General features: G+C 59.1%; 18 protein-coding genes. 16 read left to right on the top strand and 2 right to left on the bottom strand.

The window, feature by feature from the left end; genetic code table 11:
• Positions 1-338 precede the first annotated feature (338 nt).
• The 4 genes from GDA65_10375 to GDA65_10360 all read left to right on the top strand — a co-directional run bounded on the left by GDA65_10375 (position 339) and on the right by GDA65_10360 (position 2,950).
• Positions 339-707: a hypothetical protein gene (locus GDA65_10375; GenBank protein MBA5863097.1), complete on the top strand. Its 369-nt coding sequence runs from the start codon at positions 339-341 to the stop codon at positions 705-707.
• A gap of 218 nt (positions 708-925) precedes the next feature.
• Positions 926-1,408, top strand: a complete 483-nt coding sequence (locus tag GDA65_10370) for a glycosyltransferase (GenBank protein MBA5863096.1) — start codon at positions 926-928, stop codon at positions 1,406-1,408.
• 324 nt (positions 1,409-1,732) lie between these two features.
• Positions 1,733-2,173 carry a response regulator gene (locus GDA65_10365; protein ID MBA5863095.1) on the top strand — a complete coding sequence of 147 codons (441 nt, stop codon included), beginning with the start codon at positions 1,733-1,735 and terminating at the stop codon, positions 2,171-2,173.
• Positions 2,174-2,347: 174 nt separating this feature from the next.
• Positions 2,348-2,950 carry a hypothetical protein gene (locus GDA65_10360; protein MBA5863094.1) on the top strand — a complete coding sequence of 201 codons (603 nt, stop codon included), beginning with the start codon at positions 2,348-2,350 and terminating at the stop codon, positions 2,948-2,950.
• A gap of 108 nt (positions 2,951-3,058) precedes the next feature.
• Here GDA65_10360 and GDA65_10355 read toward each other — a convergent pair whose 3' ends face one another.
• Positions 3,059-3,397, bottom strand: a complete 339-nt coding sequence (locus tag GDA65_10355) for a hypothetical protein (GenBank protein ID MBA5863093.1) — start codon at positions 3,395-3,397, stop codon at positions 3,059-3,061.
• 24 nt (positions 3,398-3,421) lie between these two features.
• Positions 3,422-4,111, bottom strand: a complete 690-nt coding sequence (locus tag GDA65_10350) for an MOSC domain-containing protein (protein MBA5863092.1) — start codon at positions 4,109-4,111, stop codon at positions 3,422-3,424.
• A 160-nt stretch (positions 4,112-4,271) separates the two neighbouring features.
• Between GDA65_10350 and cynR the strand changes: the two genes are divergently transcribed.
• From cynR to GDA65_10290, 12 genes are all read left to right on the top strand, one after another.
• Entirely contained in the window at positions 4,272-5,180 is a 909-nt protein-coding gene (gene cynR / locus GDA65_10345) for a transcriptional regulator CynR (protein MBA5863091.1), read from the top strand.
• A 468-nt stretch (positions 5,181-5,648) separates the two neighbouring features.
• On the top strand, positions 5,649-6,887 hold the full coding sequence (locus GDA65_10340; GenBank protein ID MBA5863090.1) for an MdtA/MuxA family multidrug efflux RND transporter periplasmic adaptor subunit: 1,239 nt from the start codon (positions 5,649-5,651) through the stop codon (positions 6,885-6,887).
• The gene (locus GDA65_10335) at positions 6,884-9,997 is read left to right on the top strand and encodes a multidrug efflux RND transporter permease subunit (GenBank protein ID MBA5863089.1); all 3,114 of its coding nucleotides are present in this window, start codon (positions 6,884-6,886) and stop codon (positions 9,995-9,997) included. The genes GDA65_10340 and GDA65_10335 overlap by 4 nt, the downstream gene beginning before the upstream one ends.
• A complete protein-coding gene (locus tag GDA65_10330) occupies positions 9,994-13,095 on the top strand; it encodes a multidrug efflux RND transporter permease subunit (protein MBA5863088.1) in 3,102 nt (1,033 codons plus the stop codon). Before GDA65_10335 ends, GDA65_10330 begins: the two co-directional genes overlap by 4 nt.
• Positions 13,096-13,379: 284 nt before the next feature.
• Entirely contained in the window at positions 13,380-14,414 is a 1,035-nt protein-coding gene (locus tag GDA65_10325) for a TonB family protein (GenBank protein MBA5863087.1), read from the top strand.
• Positions 14,415-14,454: 40 nt separating this feature from the next.
• The gene (locus GDA65_10320; GenBank protein MBA5863086.1) at positions 14,455-14,913 is read left to right on the top strand and encodes a hypothetical protein; all 459 of its coding nucleotides are present in this window, start codon (positions 14,455-14,457) and stop codon (positions 14,911-14,913) included.
• 55 nt (positions 14,914-14,968) lie between these two features.
• Positions 14,969-15,157 (top strand): hypothetical protein, encoded by a 189-nt coding sequence (locus GDA65_10315; protein ID MBA5863085.1) that lies wholly within the window; start codon positions 14,969-14,971, stop codon positions 15,155-15,157.
• Positions 15,158-15,301: 144 nt separating this feature from the next.
• Positions 15,302-17,488 carry a TonB-dependent receptor plug domain-containing protein gene (locus GDA65_10310; GenBank protein MBA5863084.1) on the top strand — a complete coding sequence of 729 codons (2,187 nt, stop codon included), beginning with the start codon at positions 15,302-15,304 and terminating at the stop codon, positions 17,486-17,488.
• Between the two features lie 46 nt (positions 17,489-17,534).
• Positions 17,535-18,344 carry a DUF4198 domain-containing protein gene (locus GDA65_10305; GenBank protein ID MBA5863083.1) on the top strand — a complete coding sequence of 270 codons (810 nt, stop codon included), beginning with the start codon at positions 17,535-17,537 and terminating at the stop codon, positions 18,342-18,344.
• Between the two features lies 1 nt (position 18,345).
• Positions 18,346-19,152, top strand: coding sequence for a hypothetical protein (locus tag GDA65_10300; GenBank protein ID MBA5863082.1), 807 nt, complete (start codon positions 18,346-18,348; stop codon positions 19,150-19,152).
• Between the two features lie 51 nt (positions 19,153-19,203).
• On the top strand, positions 19,204-21,258 hold the full coding sequence (locus tag GDA65_10295; GenBank protein ID MBA5863081.1) for a HAMP domain-containing protein: 2,055 nt from the start codon (positions 19,204-19,206) through the stop codon (positions 21,256-21,258).
• Complete coding sequence (locus GDA65_10290; protein MBA5863080.1) at positions 21,234-22,652, top strand: response regulator; 1,419 nt, start codon at positions 21,234-21,236, stop codon at positions 22,650-22,652. Before GDA65_10295 ends, GDA65_10290 begins: the two co-directional genes overlap by 25 nt.
• Positions 22,653-23,068 lie beyond the last annotated feature (416 nt).

Genomic DNA, 23,068 nt, shown 5'->3' with positions numbered 1-23,068 from the left:
AAAAGTCGCCCCGTGATTCCGTCTCGTTCGTTTCATTGCCTCGCTCCTCTCGTCTGCCACCTCTCGGTGGTGTGGGTGAAGCCAGGCTTCCACTTAACACACTGTCCGAATTTCCGGCGCCCCCTCTAGGGGCCTGTCGCACATTCGGCCATATGCCGGACCCTGCGCAATTTAGGGTTGAGGCTGAAGCGGCATCTGTGCAAGATGAAGCAAACGTGCTCGCGGTACTCCGCCGGTTCCTTATCGTACGAACTCCCTGAAACATCCTCACTACGGTTCTCCCGGCGTGGATGTCACACTGCATGCCGCAAAGGCGATGCGCAAGAAAGGAATGAGTCATGATGACGCGACAACTCTTGAACACCTGGTCTCTGCGCGGTTGGATGGCGGCAATAGTGACGGCGGGAGCCCTCACCGCAGGGTGCATGCATCACCCCGGGGGGATTGCGCCTTCGACCAAGCCAATCGCCCCGGGTGGATACACGGAATTGGGGAAGGTGCGCGGGCAGGATTGTGTGTACCATCTGCTGGGGTTGATTCCCGTGACTGGTGGTAATGAGATGCGCAATGCCGTTGAGGATGCGCTGCGCACGAAACCCCTCGCGGACGCGATGGTGGAGGTTACGGTGGACGGGTACTTTCAATACTTCATTCTCTTTTCCCGGGCCTGCACGCAGGTGTATGGGACCGCAGTGGAGACCAAATAAACACCACATGAGCGGAGCCGCCTTTCGTCGGGCCTCTATGTGTTAGGGAACATTCGAGGTGGCCTGAGAAAACATGGATGGCACTACTCTGTCATGTCGGAGGTCGAATCTGACAAGGAGGTTCAAGGGTGCGTGCGTAGCGCCTCCCTGTTTCCGTCGGCGATGGGGATTGTTATGGAGCAGGCAAAAGTGATTCTCCCGGTTGGAGGGGAAAGTCCGTGTTGGTCGACTATGATTGGACGCAGGGGAGGTGGATTCCGGATCTTCATCTTGTCACGGTGGGCCAGAATAGTTCTGACCTGGTGCATCACATTTCGCATTCCTACCTCGGACACATCAACAGCGATCGATTGTTGTCCAACATCTATAGCGCGGCTGATGTGCTGGTCATTCCCTCCTTGCAGGACAATCTTCCGAATACGGTCCTCGAATCGATGGCCTGTGGGACGCCGGCGGTGGGTTTTGAGGTCGGAGGTATTCCCGACATGATTCAACATCGTCAGACCGGTTTGCTGGTCTCGACTCGCGAGGCCGGAGCATTGGGTGCGGCCATGTTGGAACTGTTACAGAACCCTGAACGCCGAAGGGCGCTTGGGGCCAACTGTCGCCAACATGCCCTCAGCCATGTTTCTCTGGAGGAACAGGCCAAACGGTATTGTCGGCTCTATACCGACATCCTGAATGAACGCGCCGTTCGTTAATTTCGGGTGGTCACCCCGGCAGGGTTAGCCGTGGAGATACGCTCTCGCCCAGGCGACGAGCGGGGTGGACCGGCCTGGTTTCCGTTGCCTCTAGGTCTCCCCTATTTTTTTAACCTCCGCCTCCCTAAGCTCTCCGTTGAGCCATGGTGCATTTGCACCGAGGTGGTGTGATTCCACCACCCGAAATGGTTCGCCAGTAGATGCGTCAGAACTATCGAACGCTAACCTGTTGAATCGCGAGCGCGCCGTTTCCCGGCGTCCAACGGTCTTGTCCTTGCATCGTTACACAGAGGGACGAATGCGTCTGGCGAAGGGAGGGACACCATGGGAATGGCATGGCCGTTCGGGGTGAGTACGGGTGACAAGGTCAGGCTGGGCCGGGTTTTGGTGGTGGATGACGAAGACTCAATCCGAAGTGTGCTTCGCATGACGCTGACGCAGGCAGGGTATGACGTGGAGGAGGCGGACGATGGCGGCAAAGCGGTTGAAGTACTCAACAGCGGGGACAATCCGCTGATGATCGATACGATTATTTGCGATATCCGTATGCCGCGGATCAATGGAGTGGAGGCGATTACCTACTTTCGAGCCCAATACCCGTCCCTCCCGGTCATCGTCCTAACCGGCTATCATGATGAATCATTGGCCTCTTCTCTGCGCCGGCAGGGCATTGTGGAATTCCTGGAAAAACCGGCCGAACGGGAGCAGATCCTTGCGTCGGTGGCACAGGCCATTGCCGGACGCCGGATCAGTTTCTACCCGTGATCCGGCTTCTTTCCTTCCTGTTTGATTTTCGTCAGGCGGCTTCTTAGAATCCTCCAGAACGACAGCTATGCTTGATCAGGAGGACCAGCATCTATGTGTGACTTCATCGCCCGACTAACGTTCCATGCACGGCTCAGATATCTTGCGGCCGCGGGCCTGGTAGGGTTCCTTCTCATGGGGCTTCTGCCGGCCCCTCTCAACGCGGCACGCGGAGGCACGAGTCCTGGTGGAGGCAAGACGGAGGTCTTGCCAGTTCAAAAAGCCGCCCCCGCAGTGGTGGTCATTGACGCTTCGGGGAGTGAAGCGGACCTGCGTCGCCAGTTGCGCAGCAAGAATGGAGTGGCCGAATTGGGCGCATCGACCTCAAAAACGATGTTTTCGCAAGCCCCGACCGGGACGTTCGGTTATATTCTGCCAAAATTCCTGGGGTTGGCCCTGGTGACGCAGAGTCCCGACCTCGCTCTTGACCGGGTGTCTCCTGCTACGAGTGCCTATGAAGTTCACAAGCTGGCGGATGGAAGCGGCATGCTGGTCGGATTCATGGGCAAGGACGTCCTCGCCCAGGTGGCTCCCAGCCAGCGGCCGAAGAGTGTTCGTATTGCGCTCCATTCGAATCCATCGGAGAAGGCTCCCCACATTGTGGCGGTCCCGCTGGTGAAACTGGCGGCCGACCGAATGCCGATGCGGATCGACCCGAAAAACCCAGACAGTCCGGTCATGTTTGAAATGGATCTGCAAGGCTCGGCCAGCCGTGCGTCGACACAGGGCGGACAATAGGCACTGCGTCGTGGCGGGGAGGAGGCCGGGTCCGGCCCCTCCCGGCCGGTGCGATGTTTCGACACGTCGTCGGGTCGGGCAGGATTCGTCACCCGCCGACCCCTCTGCTTATTCTCCGACCTTCACCTTAACGCTGTCTGTCGCCGTTCCCGCATCTTTGTGATCGTGATCGGCGATTTTGACCGTAATCGTGTGTTCCCCTTTGGGCATTTTCGTGAACGTGCCCTTGAATCCCTTCTGGTAGGCGCCGTCAAGATATACATGGGCGTGGTTGCCCTCCGGTGCATTCACAATTTCATACTTGATGTCAAAGGTCTCCGGCACGGAGTCCCCGTTGCGCGGAGAAAGGATAGTGATGGTGGTCGGATTTTCGGCGGCGCACCAGGAACTCATGGTCAGTGTTGCGCCAAGGGTCAGGCTGCAGGCAACTAGGATCAGACGTGTCATAACACCTCCCGGGAAGAATGATGGTTAAGAGTGTGGATCGCCGAATTGTCGGCGCTGCGGGTCCGGACTGTTCTGCTGCAGGCTACGTTGTCGCAACGTGTGTTGCCAACTTGAGGAGAGGAGGGGGCAGAGGCTCAAATGTTCAGCTGCCTTCTGATTTCCCCGTTCATGATGCATGATCCGATTGGCCGTGGTGACTGTCCATTCAGGATATGGGCGATCTATCAGGCGCAGCGGGATAGTTGATTCGACGAGTCCTTCTTGGAGGACTCGAAAATACCACCCGGTGAATCCGGTCTGCTCAACCTGCACCGCCAGATCCTTGATCTGCCAGCGCCGGGCCAGCTTCCAGCAGGGCTGGCGTGGTTGAGAGAGTTGGACGACGGCAGACCCGACTGAAAAAATGTCTCCAATGCAGACGTCCGCTTCCGTGAGTCCTTCGAGCGTGAAATTTTCACCGAACTCGCCGCCGATCAGTTGTTGCTGCGGCAGAATACTGCCCCAGTGAAACCAGTGTTCGGATGGATACACGCATACGGCCTTGTCGAGGCCTCCATGGTGAACCAGATCTGCCTGGCCATCACCGTCCAGGTTATGCGGCTGCAGGCGGATTGGCCCGCGAACAGGATGCTTGAAGATACCGGTCGTCCACGGTTGTGGCGGCCGATCTTCAAGGCATTCCGGGTGGCCGTGCTCAGGAAGCCCCACCTGGATGGATCGTATCAAGCCAATGATTTGCTGCACGTGGTTCGCTTCCGCTCTCGTGGGAGGCTGCCGTTCGGGTGAACGGTCTCACCCTAGTGCCTGTCCGGTTGAGGCGTCAAAGTGTTTGTTCTGATTAGATCAATCACTTTCACTTATGATATGACGTGGCATGGAATTTCGCCATCTTCGCTATTTTCTCGCGGTCGCCGACGCCTTGCATTTTACCAAGGCGGCGGAGGGACTTCCGGTGTCTCAACCGGCCTTGTCCGCGCAGATCAAACAGCTGGAGCAGGAAGTCGGGGTGCCGCTCTTCGACCGCGTGGGACGATCGGTTCAACTGACGCGGGCCGGATCGATCTTTCGCGAACATGCACGGCGGGCCTTACGGGAAATGGAGCTGGCTCAAGTCGCCATTGCGGAAGAGGAAGGCCTGCAGCGAGGCGCCCTTGCCGTCGGGGTGGTGCAAACGGTCAATGCCTATCTGGTCCCTGACATTGTCGGCCGGTTCTCGACCCTGCATCCGCAGGTCTCCCTCAAACTTGATGAGCTGTCCGGGCCGGAGATCGAAGCAGGCGTGAAGAGCGGATTGTTGGAACTGGGTATCGGGTTCGTTCCAGCGGGATCCGACCGGATCGAGAGCCAGCCGCTGTTTGAGGAGGATTTTGTCTTGATCGCCTCGCCCCGGCATCACTTCGCCACCCGTCGCCACCTGCGATTGGCATCCCTGGCTGACGAACCCTTGGTGCTTCTGTCGGACATCTTTTGTACGCGCCGTTTGCTGAACGCGAGTTTCGAGCAGGCGGGCATTGTGCCGAAGGTGGCTGTTGAAATGAATTCGATTGAAGGAATCCTCGCGACGGTGAAGACCAGCAAGCTGGCGACCGTGCTCCCGCGACTGTCTCTGGGCTTGGAGGGGAACGACGGGCTTCGCGGCATTCCGCTCAAACATCCGACACCTCGGCGGAGCCTCGGGCTGTTATGGAAAAAAGGCGGGTACCGGAGCGGGGCGGCCCAGGCCTTGGCCGATCAGGTGCGTATCGTCGTCAACAAGCGCTGGAGACGGAAGAGAGACCGGTGACGCAAAGATAAGAGTCGCTCGTGAACGGACTAGACTCGGGAACCGATCGTGACCGATTTTTTTTCAAAACGCTTGTAACCCCTGCCGGTTTGCCCACGACTTGAATCATATGAGGCCACGCCTGTGGTCCGGAGGGCGGATGAGGTATGATGCTAAAGGCGAGACTGCGGTGGAGGGGACGGCCCGCTTTCAAGGAGTGTAGGCACTCCTGTCCGATCACGCCGAATGTATCGACCGAGTCTTGTGCGGTGACATCGATCGCTTCAGTGAATGGATTGCCCGGCATCAGCACCATGCGCTGAAGATTGTCTCGGTGCATGTGCAGGCGGAGCGTGTGCCAGAGGTTCCAGATGGCGTGCTTGTCCGGGCTTACGCCGGGCTCCATGCGCAGCTTCAGCAGCCCTGGCGTATGACCTGCGAGTATGTTCGGCAGGCGTAGGATGCCGGGGGACGGAAGGAATAGCGGCGATGGCAGAGTCGATGAGATTTTCGACGCTCCTGAAACGGTGGATGATCGGGCTCTCCGCAGCCTGCCTGTTGGCGGTGGGAGCGTACGTCCTGATGACCCGGTCCGGCGAAGCGCAACCAGGCCGATCGGAAAAGCGCCCAGCCGTGGCCGCGCGGAATACGCCGGTCGTGGCGGCGGCGGCAAAAACCGGCGAGATCAATATTTATTTGAATGGCTTGGGTTCCGTCATTCCGATGAATACGGTCACGGTCAAAAGTCGGGTGGACGGTCAATTGATGCGCGTGCTCTTCAAGGAAGGGCAGCTCGTGCATAACGGGGAATTGCTGGCGCAAATCGACCCACGCCCGTTTGAAGTGCAGTTGGTCCAGGCCCAGGGACAAATGGCGCGCGATCAGGCGCAGTTGAAAAATGCGCAATTGGATTTCGAGCGGTATCGCGACCTGTACAAGCAAAACTTCATTCCCAAGCAGCAGCTCGATACCCAGGAGGCGCTGGTCCGTCAGTACGAGGGCATCGTCAAAGCTGATCAAGGCCAGATCGACAATGCCAGATTGCAGTTGACCTATTCGAGTATTACCGCGCCGATCGATGGGCGGGTCGGGTTGCGCCTCGTGGATGCGGGCAATATTGTGCATGCGAACGATCCCAATGGGTTGTTGGTGATTACCCAATTGCAACCGATTACCGTCGTGTTCGCGTTGGCGGAAGATCACCTGCCTGCCGTGTTTGAGCGGCTCAAGGGGGGGGAGCCACTCGTCGTGGAGGCATTCGACCGCGAGCACAAACGCAAATTGGCTACGGGGACGCTGCTCACCGTCGACAATCAAATCGATCCGACCACCGGGACCGTCCGCCTGAAGGCGGTGTTTCCGAACGACGACAGTGCGCTCTTTCCCAATCAGTTCGTCAATGCCCGTCTGCTGCTCGACATCAAGCACGGTGCGACTATAGTGCCGTCCGCAGCGATTCAACGCGGCCCCAAGGGAACATTTGTGTATGTAGTCAACGAGGCGGAACAGACGGTCAGCGTGCGCCCGGTAACTGTGGGTGTGGCGCAGGGCGAAGACACCTCCATCGACACCGGACTGGCATCAGGCGAAACCGTCGTGGTGGATGGAACGGAAAAGTTGCGCGAGGGCAGCAAGGTTGAGATGCGGCCAGCGGGCGGGGCGGTTCCGACCAGCCAGGAGAATCCGCCGACCGGAGGGGAGCGGAAAAAACAAGGGACGCGCACGTGAATCCCTCGCGGTTGTTCATCGTGCGGCCGGTGGCCACGGTTCTGACGATGATCGCGATTCTGATGGCCGGAGCGCTGGCGTATCGCCACCTGCCGGTTTCCGCGCTTCCTCAAGTTGATTACCCCACCATTCAGGTGCTGACGTTTTATCCCGGCGCCGGGCCGGACGTGATGACCTCCTCCATTACAGCTCCGCTGGAACGGCAGCTCGGGCAAATGCCCGGACTCAACCAGATGACTTCAACCAGTTCCGGAGGCAGTTCGGTCGTGACCCTCCAATTCAGTCTCGACATCGATTTGGATGTGGCCGAGCAGGAAGTGCAGGCGGCCATGAATTCGGCGGCCACGTTTTTGCCCCGGGATCTTCCCGCGCCGCCTATCTATAGCAAGGTCAATCCCGCCGACGCGCCGATCCTCACCGTGGCTTTAACCTCAGCGACCTTGCCCCTGTCGCAAGTGCGGGATTTCGCGGAAACCCGCTTTGCGCAGAAGGTGTCGCAATTGTCCGGTGTCGGCCTGGTGAGCATCAGCGGGGGACAGCGTCCCGCTGTGCGCATTCAGGCGAATCCTCGCGCATTAGCCGCTTACGGCTTGACGCTGGAGGATCTCCGCGACGTGGTGGCGGCCGCCAATGTCAACCAGGCGAAGGGCGGTTTTGACGGACCACGCCGCGCATCGATCATCAATGCGACGGACCAGTTATTTGCCGGTAAGGACTACAAGGCGTTGATCGTCGCCTATCGCAATGGCGCTCCCGTTCGGCTGTCGGAAGTCGCCGAGGTGATCGACGATGTCGAGAATACCAAGCAGGCGGCTTGGATGAACGAGACGCCGGCGGTGATCGTCAACATTCAGCGTCAGCCGGGGACGAATGTCATTGAAGTGGTCGACCGGGTGAAGAAGTTGCTGCCGCAACTGCAGGGAACCTTGCCCTCCTCGGTCCAGGTCTCGGTGTTGACTGACCGCACGACCTCGATTCGCGCGACCGTCCGCGATGTGCAGGTTGAACTGGCGCTGGCGGTGGCCCTCGTGATCCTGGTGATTTTTTTGTTCCTCCGCACATTGCCCGCCACGCTGATTCCGGCGGTGGCGGTGCCTCTGTCCCTGATCGGAACCTTCGGCGTCATGTACCTCATGGAGTTCAGCCTGAACAATCTGACCTTGATGGCGCTGACGATCTCCACGGGCTTCGTGGTGGACGATGCCATCGTCATGATTGAAAACATTGCGCGCTATATCGAACGGGGAGAGTCGCCACTCCAGGCCGCGCTGAAGGGATCGAAGCAGATTGCGTTCACCATCCTGTCGTTGACGGTCTCCCTGATCGCGGTGCTGATTCCCTTGTTGTTCATGGGTGATGTGGTCGGGCGGTTGTTTCGGGAATTTGCCGTGACGCTGAGTATCACCATTCTCATTTCGGCGGTGGTGTCTCTCACCCTGACGCCGATGATGTGCGCCAGGCTCCTGCGCGAGCGGCGAGAGGAACGGCCCGGGCCCTTGTCGCGGGCCTCGCAGCGGGTGCTGGATCGCATTATCACGGGTTATGGAACAAGTCTGCAGTGGGTGCTGCGGCGTCAGCCGGCGACGCTGGCCGTCACGGGCGCTACATTGGTGGTGACGGTCGCGCTGTATGTTCTGATTCCCAAGGGGTTCTTCCCGCTCCAGGACACGGGCGTCATTCTCGGCATCACGGAGGGGCCGCAAACGGTGTCGTTTGGCGCCATGGCGGAACGGCAGCAGGCCCTGGCTCGCGTTATTCTGGAGGAGCCGGCCGTGGAAAGCCTCACGTCCTTCATCGGGGTAGACGGAACGAACACGACACTCAATAGCGGGCGCATCTACATCAATTTGAAGCCGCTGGGGGAGCGCTTGGCCGGCGCCGGCGACATCATCAGACGGCTGGAATCACGCGTGGCTGCGGTCAACGGCATGACCTTGCACATGCAGCCGGTGCAGGACCTGATGGTGGAGGATCGGGTGAGCCGGACGCAATTTCAATATACGCTGGAAGATGCCGACCCGGAGGAGTTGAAGCGCTGGGCCCCGAAGCTGCTGGAGAGTCTGCAGCTTCGACCTGAACTGCGCGATGTCAGCAGCGATCAGCAGAATTTTGGACTGGCCTCTCTCGTGGAAATCGACCGCAATACGGCCTCGCGCATGGGGATCACGCCGCAACTCATCACGGATACCCTGTACGATGCGTTCGGCCAGCGCCAGGTGTCGACCATCTTTACGCAGTTGAATCAGTATCGCGTCATTCTGGAGGTGATGCCGGAATTTCAGAAGGGACCGGAAGCGCTGCAGGCGTTGCAGGTGCGTGGAACAGGCGGATCCGTGCCGTTGAACGTCTTCACCCGAGTCACGGATACCACCGTGCCCCTCGTCATCAGCCGGCAAGGTCAGTTTCCAGCGGTGACGATCTCCTTCAACCTTGCGCCCAACGGCTCTCTTGGCGAGGCGGTGGAGGCGATTCGTCATGTCACTCAGGAGTTGGGCCTTCCCGCCAGTATCCGCGGGAGTTTTCAGGGCGCGGCGCAAGCGTTTCAGAATTCGCTGGAACATGAACCGCTGCTGATCCTGGCTGCCTTGATCACGGTGTATCTCGTGCTCGGTATCTTGTACGAGAGCTACATCCATCCGCTCACGATTCTTTCGACCCTGCCTTCCGCCGGCGTGGGCGCGCTGCTGGCCCTCATGCTGTTCCGGATGGAATTCAGCATCATCGCATTGATCGGCATTATTTTGCTGATTGGGATCGTGAAGAAGAACGCCATCATGATGATTGATTTTGCGCTGGACGCCGAGCGCACGGAGGGGAAGCCGCCGGAACAGGCCATTTATGAAGCCGGACTCCTGCGTTTTCGTCCCATCATGATGACGACCATGGCGGCGCTCTTCGGAGCGTTACCGCTGGCGATGGGGGCAGGGGTCGGCTCGGAGCTGCGGCGTCCCCTGGGCATCGCGATCGTCGGCGGACTGGTTTTGAGCCAGCTGCTGACGCTGTACACCACACCGGTCGTGTATCTCGCCCTGGATCGGCTGGCGGCCCGTTTCCGCCGCACCCCGGGGCAGGCCACGGTGGGGAACGCTGTGCCGATAGGTCCGCCATGAACCTGTCGGCTCCGTTTGTCCGGCGCCCCGTGGGGACCACACTCCTCACGATCGGCGCGACGTTGGTCGGGATGGTGGCCTTTCCCTTTCTGCCGGTGGCCTCGCTTCCGCAGGTCGAGTTTCCGACAATCAACGTGTCGGCATCGTTACCGGGAGCCAGTCCCGAGACGATGGCCTCTTCCGTGGCCGCTCCGTTGGAGCGCCAGTTCACTCGTATTGCCGGTGTCACGGAGATGACGTCCACCAGCACAATCGGCGGAACTAACGTGACCCTCCAATTTGAGCTCAACCGTGATATCGACGGCGCCGCGCGGGATGTGCAAGCGGCGATCAATGCCGCCCGGGCCGATCTCCCGCCAAATCTGCCGAATGCGCCCAGGTACAGCAAGGTCAATCCTGCCGACGGACCCATTCTCATTTTGGCCATCACGTCCGACCTCGTCACCCGTGGGCAAATGTACGATGCGGCGTCGAGCATCTTGCAGCAGAAACTGTCACAGGTGGAAGGCGTGGGACAGGTGGCCGTGGGCGGAGGATCGTTGCCGGCGATTCGGGTGGATCTCAATCCCACCGCGTTGAATAAATATGGCATCGGGCTGGGAGAGGTGCGTCAGGTGCTCAATAGCACCAATGTGAATCGTCCGAAAGGGCAGCTGACGGCCGATGATCACACCTGGGAGATCAGGACCAACGATCAGCTGCACAAGGCTGAGGAGTATCTGCCGGTGATCGTCGCCTATCGAAACGGGCGCGCCGTGCAGCTGTCCGATGTGGCGGCGGTGGAGTCCTCGGTAGAAGATCTACGGACCATGGGTGTCACGAACGGGACGCCAGCAGTCCTGGTGATCATCTATCGGCAGGCCGGCGCGAATATCATCGACACCGTGGATCGTCTCCGGGCACGCCTGCCTCAATTGGACGCGTCCCTGCCGGGTAGCATGGCCCTGTCGATCGTGATGGATCGCACGCCCGTCATTCGGGCCTCGTTGCACGACGTCGAACGGACTCTGGCCATTTCTGTGGCTCTGGTGATTCTGGTGGTGTTTGCGTTCCTCCGCGATCTGCGCGCCACTCTGATCCCGGCGGTGGCCGTTCCCGTGTCGCTGATTTCCACGTTTGGTGCCATGTACGTGCTTGGGTACAGCCTCGACAATCTGTCACTCATGGCGCTTACGATTGCGACGGGGTTCGTGGTGGACGACGCGATCGTGGTGCTGGAAAATATTACGCGATACCGAGAGCAGGGGGTGGCGGCAATGGAGGCGGCCTTGCGGGGCGCCAAGGATATTGCTTTTACGGTCGTCTCGATGACCCTCTCACTGGTCGCAGTGTTCATCCCGATCTTTCTGATGGGCGGGATGCTGGGCCGGCTGTTTCGAGAGTTTGCCGTCACGCTGTCGGTGGCGATTCTGGTGTCCCTGGTTGTCTCCCTCACGACGATTCCTATGCTGTGTGCGCGCGTGCTGAAGTCGGAACCAATCCGTGTTCATGGCTGGTGGTATCGCATGAGTGAGCGGGGATTCAACGTCATGCTGGATGGGTATGCCACCAGCTTAACCTGGGTCCTCCGGCACCCGCGGATTATGCTGGCGGTGACGGTCGGTACCATGGCGCTGACCGTGTATCTGTACATCCTCGTGCCCAAGGGGTTTTTCCCTCAGCAGGATACCGGCCGGTTGTTCGGAAATATTCAGGCGGCGCAGGATATTTCCTTTCAGGCGATGCGGCAGAAACTCACGGAAGTGGTGGAGATCATCCGGAGCGATCCGGCCGTTGCGAGTATCACGGGTTTCACAGGCGGGGGGGGCCATGCCGGCACGACCAATACGGGGAGGATGTTTATTGCGCTGAAGCCACTCGAAGAGCGCGGCCTCAGTTCCGACGAGGTGATCGGCCGGTTGCGTCCAAAGCTGGCGAAGGTGCCGGGCGCTCCCACGTATCTGCAGGCCATTCAGGACCTGCGGATCGGAGGGCGGGCCAGCAGTGCGCAATATCAATATACGCTGCAGAGCATGGATCTTGCGGAACTCAACACCTGGGCGCCGAAGGTCGAGAGCAAGTTGCGCACGTTGCCGGAAATCGTCGATGTCAACAGCGATCAGCAGGATCGCGGTCAGCAATCACTAGTGGTATTCGATCGAGTGACCGCATCCCGGCTGGGGTTAAGCTCCCAACTCATCGACGATACGTTGTACGATGCCTTCGGCCAGCGCCAGGTGTCGATCATGTATACGCCACTTAATCAGTACCATGTGGTGATGGAGGTCGCTCCGCAGTACTGGCAGGACCCCTCCGCGCTCCATGAAATTTATGTCCGTTCTCCTGGCGGTGCTCAAGTGCCGTTGAGCGCAGTGACGCGGTATGAGCCGGCCAATACCATCCTGTCCGTCAATCATCAGGGCCAATTTCCTTCAGTGACGCTCTCGTTCAATATGGCTCCTGGCGTGTCGTTGGGTGAGGCGGTGCCGGCTGTCGATCTGGCAATGCGCGACATTGGCTTGCCGGCGAGTGTGCGCGGGACATTTCAGGGAACAGCCAAAGCCTTTCAATCGTCTGTTGAGAATCAGCCCTGGTTGATTCTGGCGGCGTTGGTCACGGTGTATATCGTGCTGGGGATTCTCTACGAGAGTTATATTCATCCTCTGACGATCCTTTCGACCTTGCCTTCCGCCGGCGTGGGTGCCTTGCTGGCGTTGCTGCTGTTTAAGTCGGAGCTGAGCATGATCGCCTTGATCGGGATCATGCTCCTGATCGGCATTGTGAAAAAAAATGCCATCATGATGATCGATTTTGCCTTGCAGAGTGAACGAATGGGAGAAGGAAAAACTCCCCTGGCGGCGATTTACGAAGCCTGCCTGCTGCGGTTTCGTCCGATCATGATGACCACGGCAGCCGCCCTGCTGGGTGCGTTACCCTTGGCCGTGGGCATGGGGGTCGGATCGGAGCTGCGGCGGCCGCTCGGTATCGCCATCGTCGGCGGTTTGCTGGTGAGTCAGGTTCTCACGCTCTACACGACACCTGTGATGTATCTGCTTCTCGACCGTCTGCGCCTTCGATGGGTCCGCGCCAGAGAGGCCTCTCCGCATCCCGCCGCATAAACACTCGTATGGTTTGAAGGGGTGTGCGCCGTCGGAAGAGCGAAGACAGTCGCATTGACAACAGTCCTCGAACATGATATTGAGAATTGCTATCAAGACTTTCTGGCAGAAAAACTGGAAGAAGTCTTGGCCAATGAGGCGGATCATGCGTCTGGTTCGCTTAACATTCGAATAAGGCCAACGACCCCTGCGGTCAGAGCCCAAAGCTGTATCACGACAGCTTTGGGCTTTTTATTTGTGGTCCCCGCGGCCTGGTTGTTTGTCGGGGAGAGGGGAGTGGGTGAATGTCGGGGGTCGCGCTCAGAGGAGATATCGCGCACGTGCGGGGATCTCGCAACGGTGGGTGGTTGATCTCATTGGTGCTGCATGGCGGCCTTGTGGCTATCGCGATGCAGGTCGTGATGGATGTCAAACCGCATCTGCAACCGGCCACCTTCCGGTGGGATGTGGCATTGCACCAGTTGCCTGCGCCGAGTCCTGTCGCTGCCGATTCGCTCCCCCCGCAAGAGTCAGTTCCGAAGCCGACACAGGCACAACCTGCGACTCGCCCGGCATCGCGTGCTTCACGGGCCCCGATTCCTCAGGCCGTGGAGCGGACGGCAGTCGTTCAAACGGTTCAGTCCGCGCAAGTCACCCCGCGGGCCACTGAACGATCCGCCCCTCTGGAACGCCAGGCGGTCGTGACAGAGGTACAGCCTGTCACCGCGCAGCCGGTTCATGAAGCCCAAGTGGCTCATGCGCAAGAGGTCGTGCGGCAGGAACGTCACGATGCTGTTCACGCCGTCGAGGCGGAGATGGCGACGGCGCAGTCGCCTGAAGGGGGGATTCAGGAGTCGGCGGTTCCTGTTGAAGCTCTGGCGACCGCAGTGGACTGGCCTGCTATCGTCGCACAGGCGGTCGTTGAGACCGAGGCATCTGTCGTGACCTCAAAGGCTTCCCTGAGTGAGACGCAGGATACGGTCGTGTCGGCGCTGGCGGTGGCGCATCGGAGCGCAGTCGCGCATCGTGAGGTGAGAGAGACGGCGCCGGCGGATCTTGGTTGGTTAGCGGAATCGTTGTGGACACGGATCGAACAATTGAAGCGGTACCCCAGGCAGGCGCGGGCGCGCCGGTGGGAAGGCAAAGTGGTGCTGGAAGCGGTGATCCGCCATGACGGAACGATTCTGGAATGTTTGGTCGCTGAAAGCTCCGGCCACGGCTTGCTGGATCAAGACGCCATCTCCGTGTTGCGGAAGGCCTCACCGCTTGCCCTGAAACACCCGCTGGGGAAAGACCAAATCACTATTCTGGTGCCGATCGCCTATCGGCTCGAGGGTTAAGGAGCGGCAAGTCATCTCACGCGATCAAAGGAGTTTCGTCATGAATGATGTCATGCAGCATGTGCGAAAGAGATTGGTGGAGGCGGTACTGTGCAGCGCGTGCCTCTTGTGGTTGGGGGCGGGGACGGCCCTGGCTCAGCCAAAAGGCGACAAGGCCTTTCAGGCGGTCGCGACGGATGCAAAAGGTGTGGAGACCGAGGTGCACGGTGTCATCTTCTACTGGGAAGAGAAAATAAGCGAGACCGCGTTCGTGCCGCACGAGCTCAAAGAAGTGCCGGTCAAACGCGGAACCGCGACAGTCAAAATCAAGTTCGATGTCATTAAGACGATCGATGTGAAACCGTCCGGTAACGGGACGCCGCCGGCTGTGTCGATTACGTTGAACGACGGCAAGGCCGGAGAGTTCACCCTGGCAATAGCCGGGAGTTTTAAGGGGCAGTCGGATTTTGGCGAGGTCGAATTACCGGCGGTTGAACTCAAACGAATCGCCTTTAAATAAACTCGGCAGGTCATCGAGAACGACGGCAGAGAAACCCGTCGGCGGAGGAACTGGCATGACGAACAGCATGAAGCGGGAAACTACACGGATTCTGACTTGCGACGATGTGCGTTGCCGGTGTGGACAGCTGATGGCTCGATGGGCCGAACAGGGGATTGAAATCAAGTGCAAGCGCTGCCGGCGTCTCGTCACCATTGCTTTCGATGCGATCGCGGGGAGGCCGCCGGCGATAGTCGTCAACTAATTCATTCCTGAGCAAGCCATTGTGTAGAGGCCAGAGGACCGCGGGTGTCCGGAGCCCAAGACCCTGAACAGGGTCTTGGGCTTTTTACTGTGTGGTGTGTCTATCTGATCAGCGTGCGTCAATGAATGGGGAGAACACAGAATCATGGCGGGACGTATCTGGGGCATGGGTGGAGGGGCTGTGTGGGTGTTGGCGATAGGACTTGGTTGTAGCTGGAGTACCCTTGTGCAGGCTCAAGGGATTGAGACGTCTGTTCCAGACCAGCATGTATCCGATGAAGGGGCCAGCGTAGAGGAAAAGAACGCGGCTGCCGAGCCGAAGGAATCGCCGAAGGCGAAGCCGGTGAAGATTCCCGAAGTGGTGGTGAAAGACGTGCATGAACGAAACGAGCCGGATCAGGAGTCGGTGAAGGATATTGCGGGCTCGGTGAATGTCGTCACTCGCGAGGAAATTCAGCGCGCCCGGCCGAAAAACGCAGACGAGATGTTGCGGCGCGTGCCCGGAGTCAACGTGCTCGACGAATACGGCCAGGGGTTGCGGCCCAACATCGGCATCCGTGGCATGGATCCCCGGCGCAGCAAAAATATTCTGTTGATGTTGGACGATATCCCCATACAACCGGCACTCTTTGGCGATGCCTCGACGTATTACATGGTCCCGATCGAACGGATCGACCATATCGAAGTGATCAAAGGAGGCGCCTCGGTCCTCTATTCACCCAATACCCAGGGGGGGCTGATTAATTTCATTCAGAAACGCATTCCCACGACGCCGACGTTTTCCACCACGAATACGTTCGGCAGTTTTAACTTGTTTCAGTCAGACACGCAGTACGGGGGCTATTGGGGGAATTTTGGCGCGCAACTCGGGTATCTCCGGCGCCAGTCGGACGGTTTCCGAGACCATAGTAAATCGCAGTTGGATGATTTCACGATGCGATTTGAAGCCAACCCCGACGATCGGACCCGCATTACGACCAACATCTCCTGGTACGACGAAACGACGCAGACGCCTGGAAGTATTACACCCACTCAATACCGGAACGACCGCACGCTGGCCGGCAAGCCGAACGATGAATTCAAAGGGCAGCGTGGAGCCATCGATGTGACGGCAAGCCGGGAGATCGACGCCCACAACACAGCCAAGATCATCGTATATGGCAATGTGTTCGAACGGAATTGGTATATCCAGGACCAGGCCGCCAACGGCGCCTTGCTCTCGACCAGCACGAACTTTTTGCGCAAGTTCAATGTCTTCGGCGTCATGCCGCAACATCAGTTCAAATTTTCCCTGTTTGGATTGGAGCAGCAGATCACCTCCGGCGTCCGGTATCACGCCGAGCGCCTGACCGACATCACCGGCATCGGTACAGCGGGCTCGAAGATCAGCCGCACGACCAACAATGCCGATCTGGAGTCGGTGGCCTACGCGGCGTATACGGAGACGGCGATTCGGCTGACCGAAGCCCTCACCATTTCTCCCGGCATACGGTGGGAGCAGGTCAATCAAAGCCGCGAGACGATGCATGCCGTTCCCCCTGCGGGAGGGAATTTCAAGGGCTATAAGACGACGCAAGGACTGATCTACGGGACCGGGGTCAAGTATCAACTCACTCCGGACAGCATGCTGTTCGGCCATGTCCATACGACCTTCCGGCCGCCGACCTTCGCCAATGCGGTGGATCCAACGAGCGGAACGACACAAGACCTCTCTGCGGAACGTGCGTTGAGTTCGGATGTCGGAATTCGGTCGATCCTTGTGCCCGGTGTGAGCGCGGAAGTCGCGCTGTTTCGCACCGAATTCAGCAATCAGATCGTCCAGCAAGGCAGCCGGTTCGTCAACGCCGGCAAGACATTGATGGAGGGAATCGAGAGTACGGTCAGCCTCGATTGGGGCGAAATCGTCCGTCCGCTGCAAGGCTTCGTCACCAGGGGCAGCATCACACTGTTGCGGCCGAAGTCGCTGTTTGGAACGACGGATGGGAAAGATCTGCCGTATGCCCCGCGCATGACGTTCTACGGATTGGTGGGGTATTACCACCCGACCGGTGCGTCGATCGAAGCCGATGCCATGTATGTCGCGCAGCAATTTACCGACGGCGCGAATACCCAGACGGAAAATGCGCTGGGCACGAACGGCGCCATCCCTTCCTATACGATTTGGAACCTGCGGCTCAATTATGCGCCGCCGAAGGCAAAGTGGGCCATTTTTGCCGGTGTCCGCAACCTCACAGATGAATCATTCATTGCACAACGCACCACCGGTAGTTTCCTCGGCATCCAGCCGGGTGAGATCCGGAATTTCTACGGCGGGGTCTCCTGGAGATTTTAACGGGACGCTGCGCCTTTTGGCCGGAATTGAGAAAGGAATGACACCTATGAATAAGAATATCTTCAATTGTGGATTGTGGGGGATCGTATTGATCGCAGGGCTGTTGGAACCTACTCCTGTACAGGCCCATTTTGTCTGGGTGGAGATGGACGCCACGGCTCCGGCTGATGTGGGCCAGGGAGTGAAGGTGTATTTCGGTGAGTATGCCGAATTCCTGCGAGAGGAACGTGGCGGCCGGCTGGATTCGATCGACGGCGTCGCCTTGCGCGTGCAGGATCCGAAGCGCGGGAAGACCGACGTGCCGCTGACCAAGCAGGTCAACCACTTTGCCGGTTCCGTCTCGTCCTGTGTTCCGGGACGGAATGCGGTGGTCGCCGAGCAAACCAAAGCTCCGGTTCAGGATCTACGCAAGCATGATCTGGGTATCGTCAAGCCAATGTTCTATGCCCGGACCTACTTCGTTTGCCTGGAAGAGAGCCGGGTTAATGAACATGAGCGGGACCACTCGACGCCGTTGGCGTTGGACCTGATTCCGCTCACCACAGGGTTGAATCTTGCGATGGGCCGCGTGACCCCAGGGCCGGGTGGCGAGATCGTGGTGAAAGCCCTCTTTAATGGGCAACGCCTCCCGGGGACGCAGGTGCTGGTGCATGCGCCCAATGGCTGGGACAAGGAGCTCAAAACGGATGCCGATGGCATCGTGTCCTTCACTCCGCTGTGGCCAGGCCGTTATGTGCTGGAGATGATTCACGTCGAGAAGACCCCCGGGGAGTTCGAGGGGACGGCCTATGAGGCGTTGCGCCATCGCAGCACCTTGGCACTGCAGGTGAGGGCCGAGCGCCCCGGGGAGCGATAGCATGAGTCGCGGCGGATCTGAACGAATTGTGAGATTGACGCATCGCTGGTTGGGTATGGGGGCCGTGGGTTTTCTATTACTCTCCGTCGTGACAGGCCTGTTGTGGACGGACGCGAAGTTTCTCTATTGGGATGACCACTATAAGGAGAAGCTTCGGCCACTGGCTGGCCCGCCGCTGGAAACAGCCATGCTGCCGGTCGATCGCGCAATACGGATGGCCGAGGAGGCCGTGGGCGGACGGGCGTTGATTGAGCAGGTGGTACTGCGGTCGGATTTCGGCCGCCTGTTTTACGAACTCAAATTGCGCGTCGAGGGAGTGTCCACCACACTCTTGCTCGACGCCATGACCGGTGATCGCCTGTCGCCGATTTCGCGGGAGCTGGCGCCGGTGATTGCACAGCAATATGTGCGTGCGCCGGCGACCGTCATCGGTGTCGACATCGAGCGGTATACACCACGCAAAAAGAAACGCGCACAGGATGCCGTGCGTGTTCGTTTCGACAATGCCGATGCCACCGAAATTGTGCTGGACCGGCAGACGGGGGACATCCTCGAAGACGAAGGTCGCTGGCGGCGGGTGCATTTTGCCGTCATGCAGCTGCACCAGTTGAATTTCTTCGGGTTTGAGAAAACTCTGCTGAACATTCCTGGCGTGCCGATTCTCCTGATGAGTCTCTCCGGGGGCGCCTTATGGCTTTTTCATCGTGCCCGGGCCCGCCGGTCGCGCGTGGCCGCGTTCGCCCCTGAACAGCCGCCTCTCCTAGCCCGTTCGACGGCCGAACCAAAAGAGGTTCCACCCCTGTCTTGATCATCGGCCGGATTGACGGTAGGTGGCGTTTTCTTCCGCCGGTTGTTTAGAATGTGCGCTCTGAGGTGGGGAATGACGATTCGTACCATCAAGGGCCGCATTGTTCTCGCCATTGTGCTGGTGGGCTGTATTCCGCTCCTGATCGGACTCATTCTCGCCTACATGTCCGGCATGCGTTCCCTTCGCGATGTGATCGGCGGAAATTTTCAGGCGATTGCCGAGCAGGCCGCCGATCGTCTAACCATGCTCGTTCAGAGCGAAGTGCAGGGGGTACGGTTGCTTGCATCCGCGCCGTTACGGGTTCGTCAGCCGGTCGAAGCCGCCAATCTGTCTTACACCGGCGAGTGGTCCGACACGCAGCGGCTGATTCAGGCCCGCGCGACGGAATGGGAGAAAGGACGCGACAACGCTGCCGGCCTGTTGAATTCAGAATTGTCGCGTTTTCTTCTGGAGACGAAAGTCCGCGACGGCGACAAGATGGTCGGGCTGCTGATCACCGACCGGTATGGGGCATTGGTCGCGGCCAGTTCGGAACCTGATCACTACTTCCTCAGCCATGAACCCTGGTGGGAGGCCTTACAAGCCGGAGGCCTCGACCGCGTCTACGTCAGCGGGTTAATCCCTGGCCAGGAAGGATCGTTTCGCTCGCCGGAAGAGACCATCGATATTGCGGTTCCCATCCTGGACGACCATCAGCACGCGGTCATCGGCGCCATTAAGGCATCCTACCGGTTCGATTCTCTCTTCGCGATGATCAAAGAGATTCGCATCGGGCAGACAGGTCATGCCATGTTGTTCGACGCCGCCGGGCAACCTCTGGTCTGTCCCATTCTGCCGCGTCGCGCCCATCGGATACCTGGCCAGTTGATGGCGATGATCGTTTCGTCGAACCCGGGTTGGGGCATCGCCGAGGACGACGGCCATGGAGCGACCGATACGGTGGTGGGATACGCGCCGGTCACGGGCCTGCGCCTGCCTGACAATTCCTGGCACGTCTTCGTGCGGCAACAACCGGAGGAAACCTATGCCCCCATTCGCGACCAGATACGCAATCTCGCGTTGATCGGGGTGGTGATGTTGGCTTTGCTTTGGGCGATGGGCCGCTACGTTGCCACGAGGATCGCCAGGCCCATTCAGGTGCTCAAGACCGGTGTAGAAGCGATCAGCCGTGGCACCTACGACGGGCCGCTCGATCTTCACACCGGCGATGAATTTGAAGAACTGGCCGTGGCGGTGCACCGCATGGCTGACCGGTTGCGAGCGTCGCGGCAAGAATTGGAATCGCTGAATACCGAACTGACGCATCGTGTCGAGGACAAAACGGCGGAGATCACGCGGCAGATGCGGAAGCTGGAGTTGTCCGAACGATTGGCGACATTGGGCAAGGTGGCGAGTGGAATCGCGCATGAAATCAACAATCCGCTCGGCATCATTCTGAATCGTATTGAATGCATGGAGGCCGATGCCGCGCAGTCGAACGTGCCGGATGAGGTCGCCCGCGATCTGGTGACCATTCGCGCCCAAGCGGAACGGATCTCCCGGGTGACGCGCAGCATCCTCACGTTTTCCCGTGGGACGGTATCCATGCTAAAGCCGCTCGATCTCAACTGCGTGGCACGTACGTGTGTGGCCATGGCAGGTGAGCGGATGACGGGGCTCTCTGTGCGGATCGACATGGATCTTGCGCCTGGGTTGTCCCCTGTGATGGGTGATCGGGATCGATTGGAGACCGTGCTGCTAAACGTGATCAATAACGCCATCGACGCGGTGACGGCGTGTGGCGATCAGGGAGTCGTCACGGTTCGTACGGCCTGTGTGCAGATCACTGGAGAAGAGTGGGTACAGATCAGCATATCGGACAATGGGCCCGGTGTGCCGCCGGCGATTGTGGATCGGATTTTTGATCCGTTCTTTACGACCAAGCCGGCAGGCCAGGGGACGGGGCTGGGATTATTTTTGAGTTATGGCATTGTCTCGGACCATCGCGGCCGAATCGAGGTGCGAAATAACAACGTGGGCGCGGTCTTTGAGATCTATCTGCCTGCGGTGAGCCTGGGTGAGAGCGTGCATGAAGGAGCACCATGGGGATTGCAGGAAAAATTCTGATCGTCGATGACGAGCAGGATGCCTTGGACAATTGCCGAAGGATTTTGAGTCGCGTGCCCTATGACTGTCTGACCGAATGTGATCCGGCTCGAGCATTGGATCTCATTCAGCGCGAGCGGCCGGGATTGATTCTGACGGATTTGCGTATGCCGCAGCTGGACGGTCTTGAAGTGTTGGCTGCAGCCAAACGGATGGATCCCTCTGTCCACGTGGTGCTGTTGACGGCGCATGCCACCGTGCAGACCGCGGTGACGTCGATGCGCTATGGCGCCTTCGATTACATTACCAAACCCTTTACCAGCTCCGACCTTGTGCAAGTTGCTCGTCGCGCGTTCGGTGAGAATGGCTCGGCGGCTGCGAGGCAATCCGGGGGCATCGAAGTGCCGCCTCCTGTCGAGCAAGTGCGTTCAGAGAAGCGGGCTGGATTGTCTCGAGTGATCGGGGAAAGTCCGGCCATGGAATCGGTCTTCAGCTTGATCGAAAAGGTGGCCCCCACACATTCTAACGTGCTGGTCTATGGGGAAAGCGGAACGGGGAAGGAACTCGTCGCGCGGGCGATTCACGATGCCAGTCTACGGGCGGAGCGCCCCTTCATCCCGGTGGATTGCGTCTCGTTGCCTGATACGCTCCTGGAATCGGAACTGTTCGGCCATGAGAAGGGCGCCTTTACCGGTGCGCATGTCTCGAAGCCGGGATTGTTCGAAGTGGCGGCGGGCGGGACGGTCTTTCTGGACGAAGTCAGCGGGATGAGCCAGACCCTGCAGTCGCGTCTGCTGCGAGTCCTGCAAGAGCGGCAGATGCGCCGGGTCGGCGGCATCCGGTTTTTGGATGTTGATGTGCGGGTGATCGCGGCGTCGAACCAGGATCTCGAAGCCGCCTGCCGGCGGGGAGAATTCCGCGAGGACCTCTATTACCGCCTGAATGTCATTCCGATCGTGTTGCCGCCGTTGCGGAGCAGGGAAGGGGATATTCCCATTCTGGCGCGAGAATTTTTGCGGCGATTCATGAAGCAGCAGGGTGGGGCCCTTGGATTCGTGCCGAACCTGGACTCCTCGGCCACGGAGTTGCTGTGTGGATATGCCTGGCCGGGGAATGTGCGCGAGTTGCAAAACGTCATCGAGCGGGCTGCCGTGCTGGCTGATGGCCCGCTGATTACACGCGCGCATTTGCCCGAACGCCTGCGCCAGGCTGTGGTTGACGACACGGGGTTTGGGGAGGCGGGCTCCTTCAAACATGCGAAGCAGGCGGCGGTCACGACATTCGAGCGGAGTTTTCTCAGCGAACTCCTCAAACGAAACGACGGTCACATGGGGCGAGCCGCCCGGGAAGCCGGAGTGGATCGGAAGACCATCGAGCGGATGGTCAAGAAGCATGGGCTGCGCGAACGTTCCTAATCCGGTTCCTGTCACGACTCACCGTGTGTATTCACGATGCCTGATTCGGGCCGTTCCCTCGACTTCCAGATGGGGCGTCGATGTCCCATTGGGACAAATGTTTCAGACACTCCTCTATCGCCTTTGAATTCGATGTCGTTGTGATGATCTCCGTTTTTTGATGGGGCGTCGTCGCCCCATTTTTATTTCTCCTCTCCCTGCTGCAGTCGAAAATTTCCCACAAAGTCTAAGTTTCCGGTCTCGGTCGATCTGGAACGAGAGTTGCTCTAGTGTCGACCGTCTTTTTGTGCGCATTGCTTTTTCATGCGCAGTGATGAGTGCGCCATCGTCTCCTTGTCGCGAATCAAGGGTGTGGAAACCGAAGGACCGGCCTCCTGATGTTTCCACTCCATGAGGTGCAGGCCTTCACGGGCTTG

Origin of the sequence: Nitrospira sp. CR1.1, assembly GCA_014055465.1 — a bacterium.
Classification (GTDB): domain Bacteria; phylum Nitrospirota; class Nitrospiria; order Nitrospirales; family Nitrospiraceae; genus Nitrospira_A.
This window is presented reverse-complemented; position numbering and strand designations above follow the sequence as displayed.

What these genes read in the sequence shown, in the direction of transcription:
- GDA65_10375 (MBA5863097.1), top strand. Translation starts at nt 339, where the DNA reads ATGATGACGCGACAACTCTTGAACACCTGGTCTCTGCGCGGTTGGATG.
- GDA65_10365 (MBA5863095.1), top strand. Translation starts at nt 1,733, where the DNA reads ATGGGAATGGCATGGCCGTTCGGGGTGAGTACGGGTGACAAGGTCAGG.
- GDA65_10360 (MBA5863094.1), top strand. Translation starts at nt 2,348, where the DNA reads ATGGGGCTTCTGCCGGCCCCTCTCAACGCGGCACGCGGAGGCACGAGT.
- GDA65_10355 (MBA5863093.1), bottom strand. Translation starts at nt 3,397, where the DNA reads ATGACACGTCTGATCCTAGTTGCCTGCAGCCTGACCCTTGGCGCAACA.
- cynR (MBA5863091.1), top strand. Translation starts at nt 4,272, where the DNA reads ATGGAATTTCGCCATCTTCGCTATTTTCTCGCGGTCGCCGACGCCTTG.
- GDA65_10340 (MBA5863090.1), top strand. Translation starts at nt 5,649, where the DNA reads ATGGCAGAGTCGATGAGATTTTCGACGCTCCTGAAACGGTGGATGATC.
- GDA65_10330 (MBA5863088.1), top strand. Translation starts at nt 9,994, where the DNA reads ATGAACCTGTCGGCTCCGTTTGTCCGGCGCCCCGTGGGGACCACACTC.
- GDA65_10325 (MBA5863087.1), top strand. Translation starts at nt 13,380, where the DNA reads ATGTCGGGGGTCGCGCTCAGAGGAGATATCGCGCACGTGCGGGGATCT.
- GDA65_10320 (MBA5863086.1), top strand. Translation starts at nt 14,455, where the DNA reads ATGAATGATGTCATGCAGCATGTGCGAAAGAGATTGGTGGAGGCGGTA.
- GDA65_10315 (MBA5863085.1), top strand. Translation starts at nt 14,969, where the DNA reads ATGACGAACAGCATGAAGCGGGAAACTACACGGATTCTGACTTGCGAC.
- GDA65_10310 (MBA5863084.1), top strand. Translation starts at nt 15,302, where the DNA reads ATGGCGGGACGTATCTGGGGCATGGGTGGAGGGGCTGTGTGGGTGTTG.
- GDA65_10305 (MBA5863083.1), top strand. Translation starts at nt 17,535, where the DNA reads ATGAATAAGAATATCTTCAATTGTGGATTGTGGGGGATCGTATTGATC.
- GDA65_10300 (MBA5863082.1), top strand. Translation starts at nt 18,346, where the DNA reads ATGAGTCGCGGCGGATCTGAACGAATTGTGAGATTGACGCATCGCTGG.
- GDA65_10295 (MBA5863081.1), top strand. Translation starts at nt 19,204, where the DNA reads ATGTGCGCTCTGAGGTGGGGAATGACGATTCGTACCATCAAGGGCCGC.
- GDA65_10290 (MBA5863080.1), top strand. Translation starts at nt 21,234, where the DNA reads ATGGGGATTGCAGGAAAAATTCTGATCGTCGATGACGAGCAGGATGCC.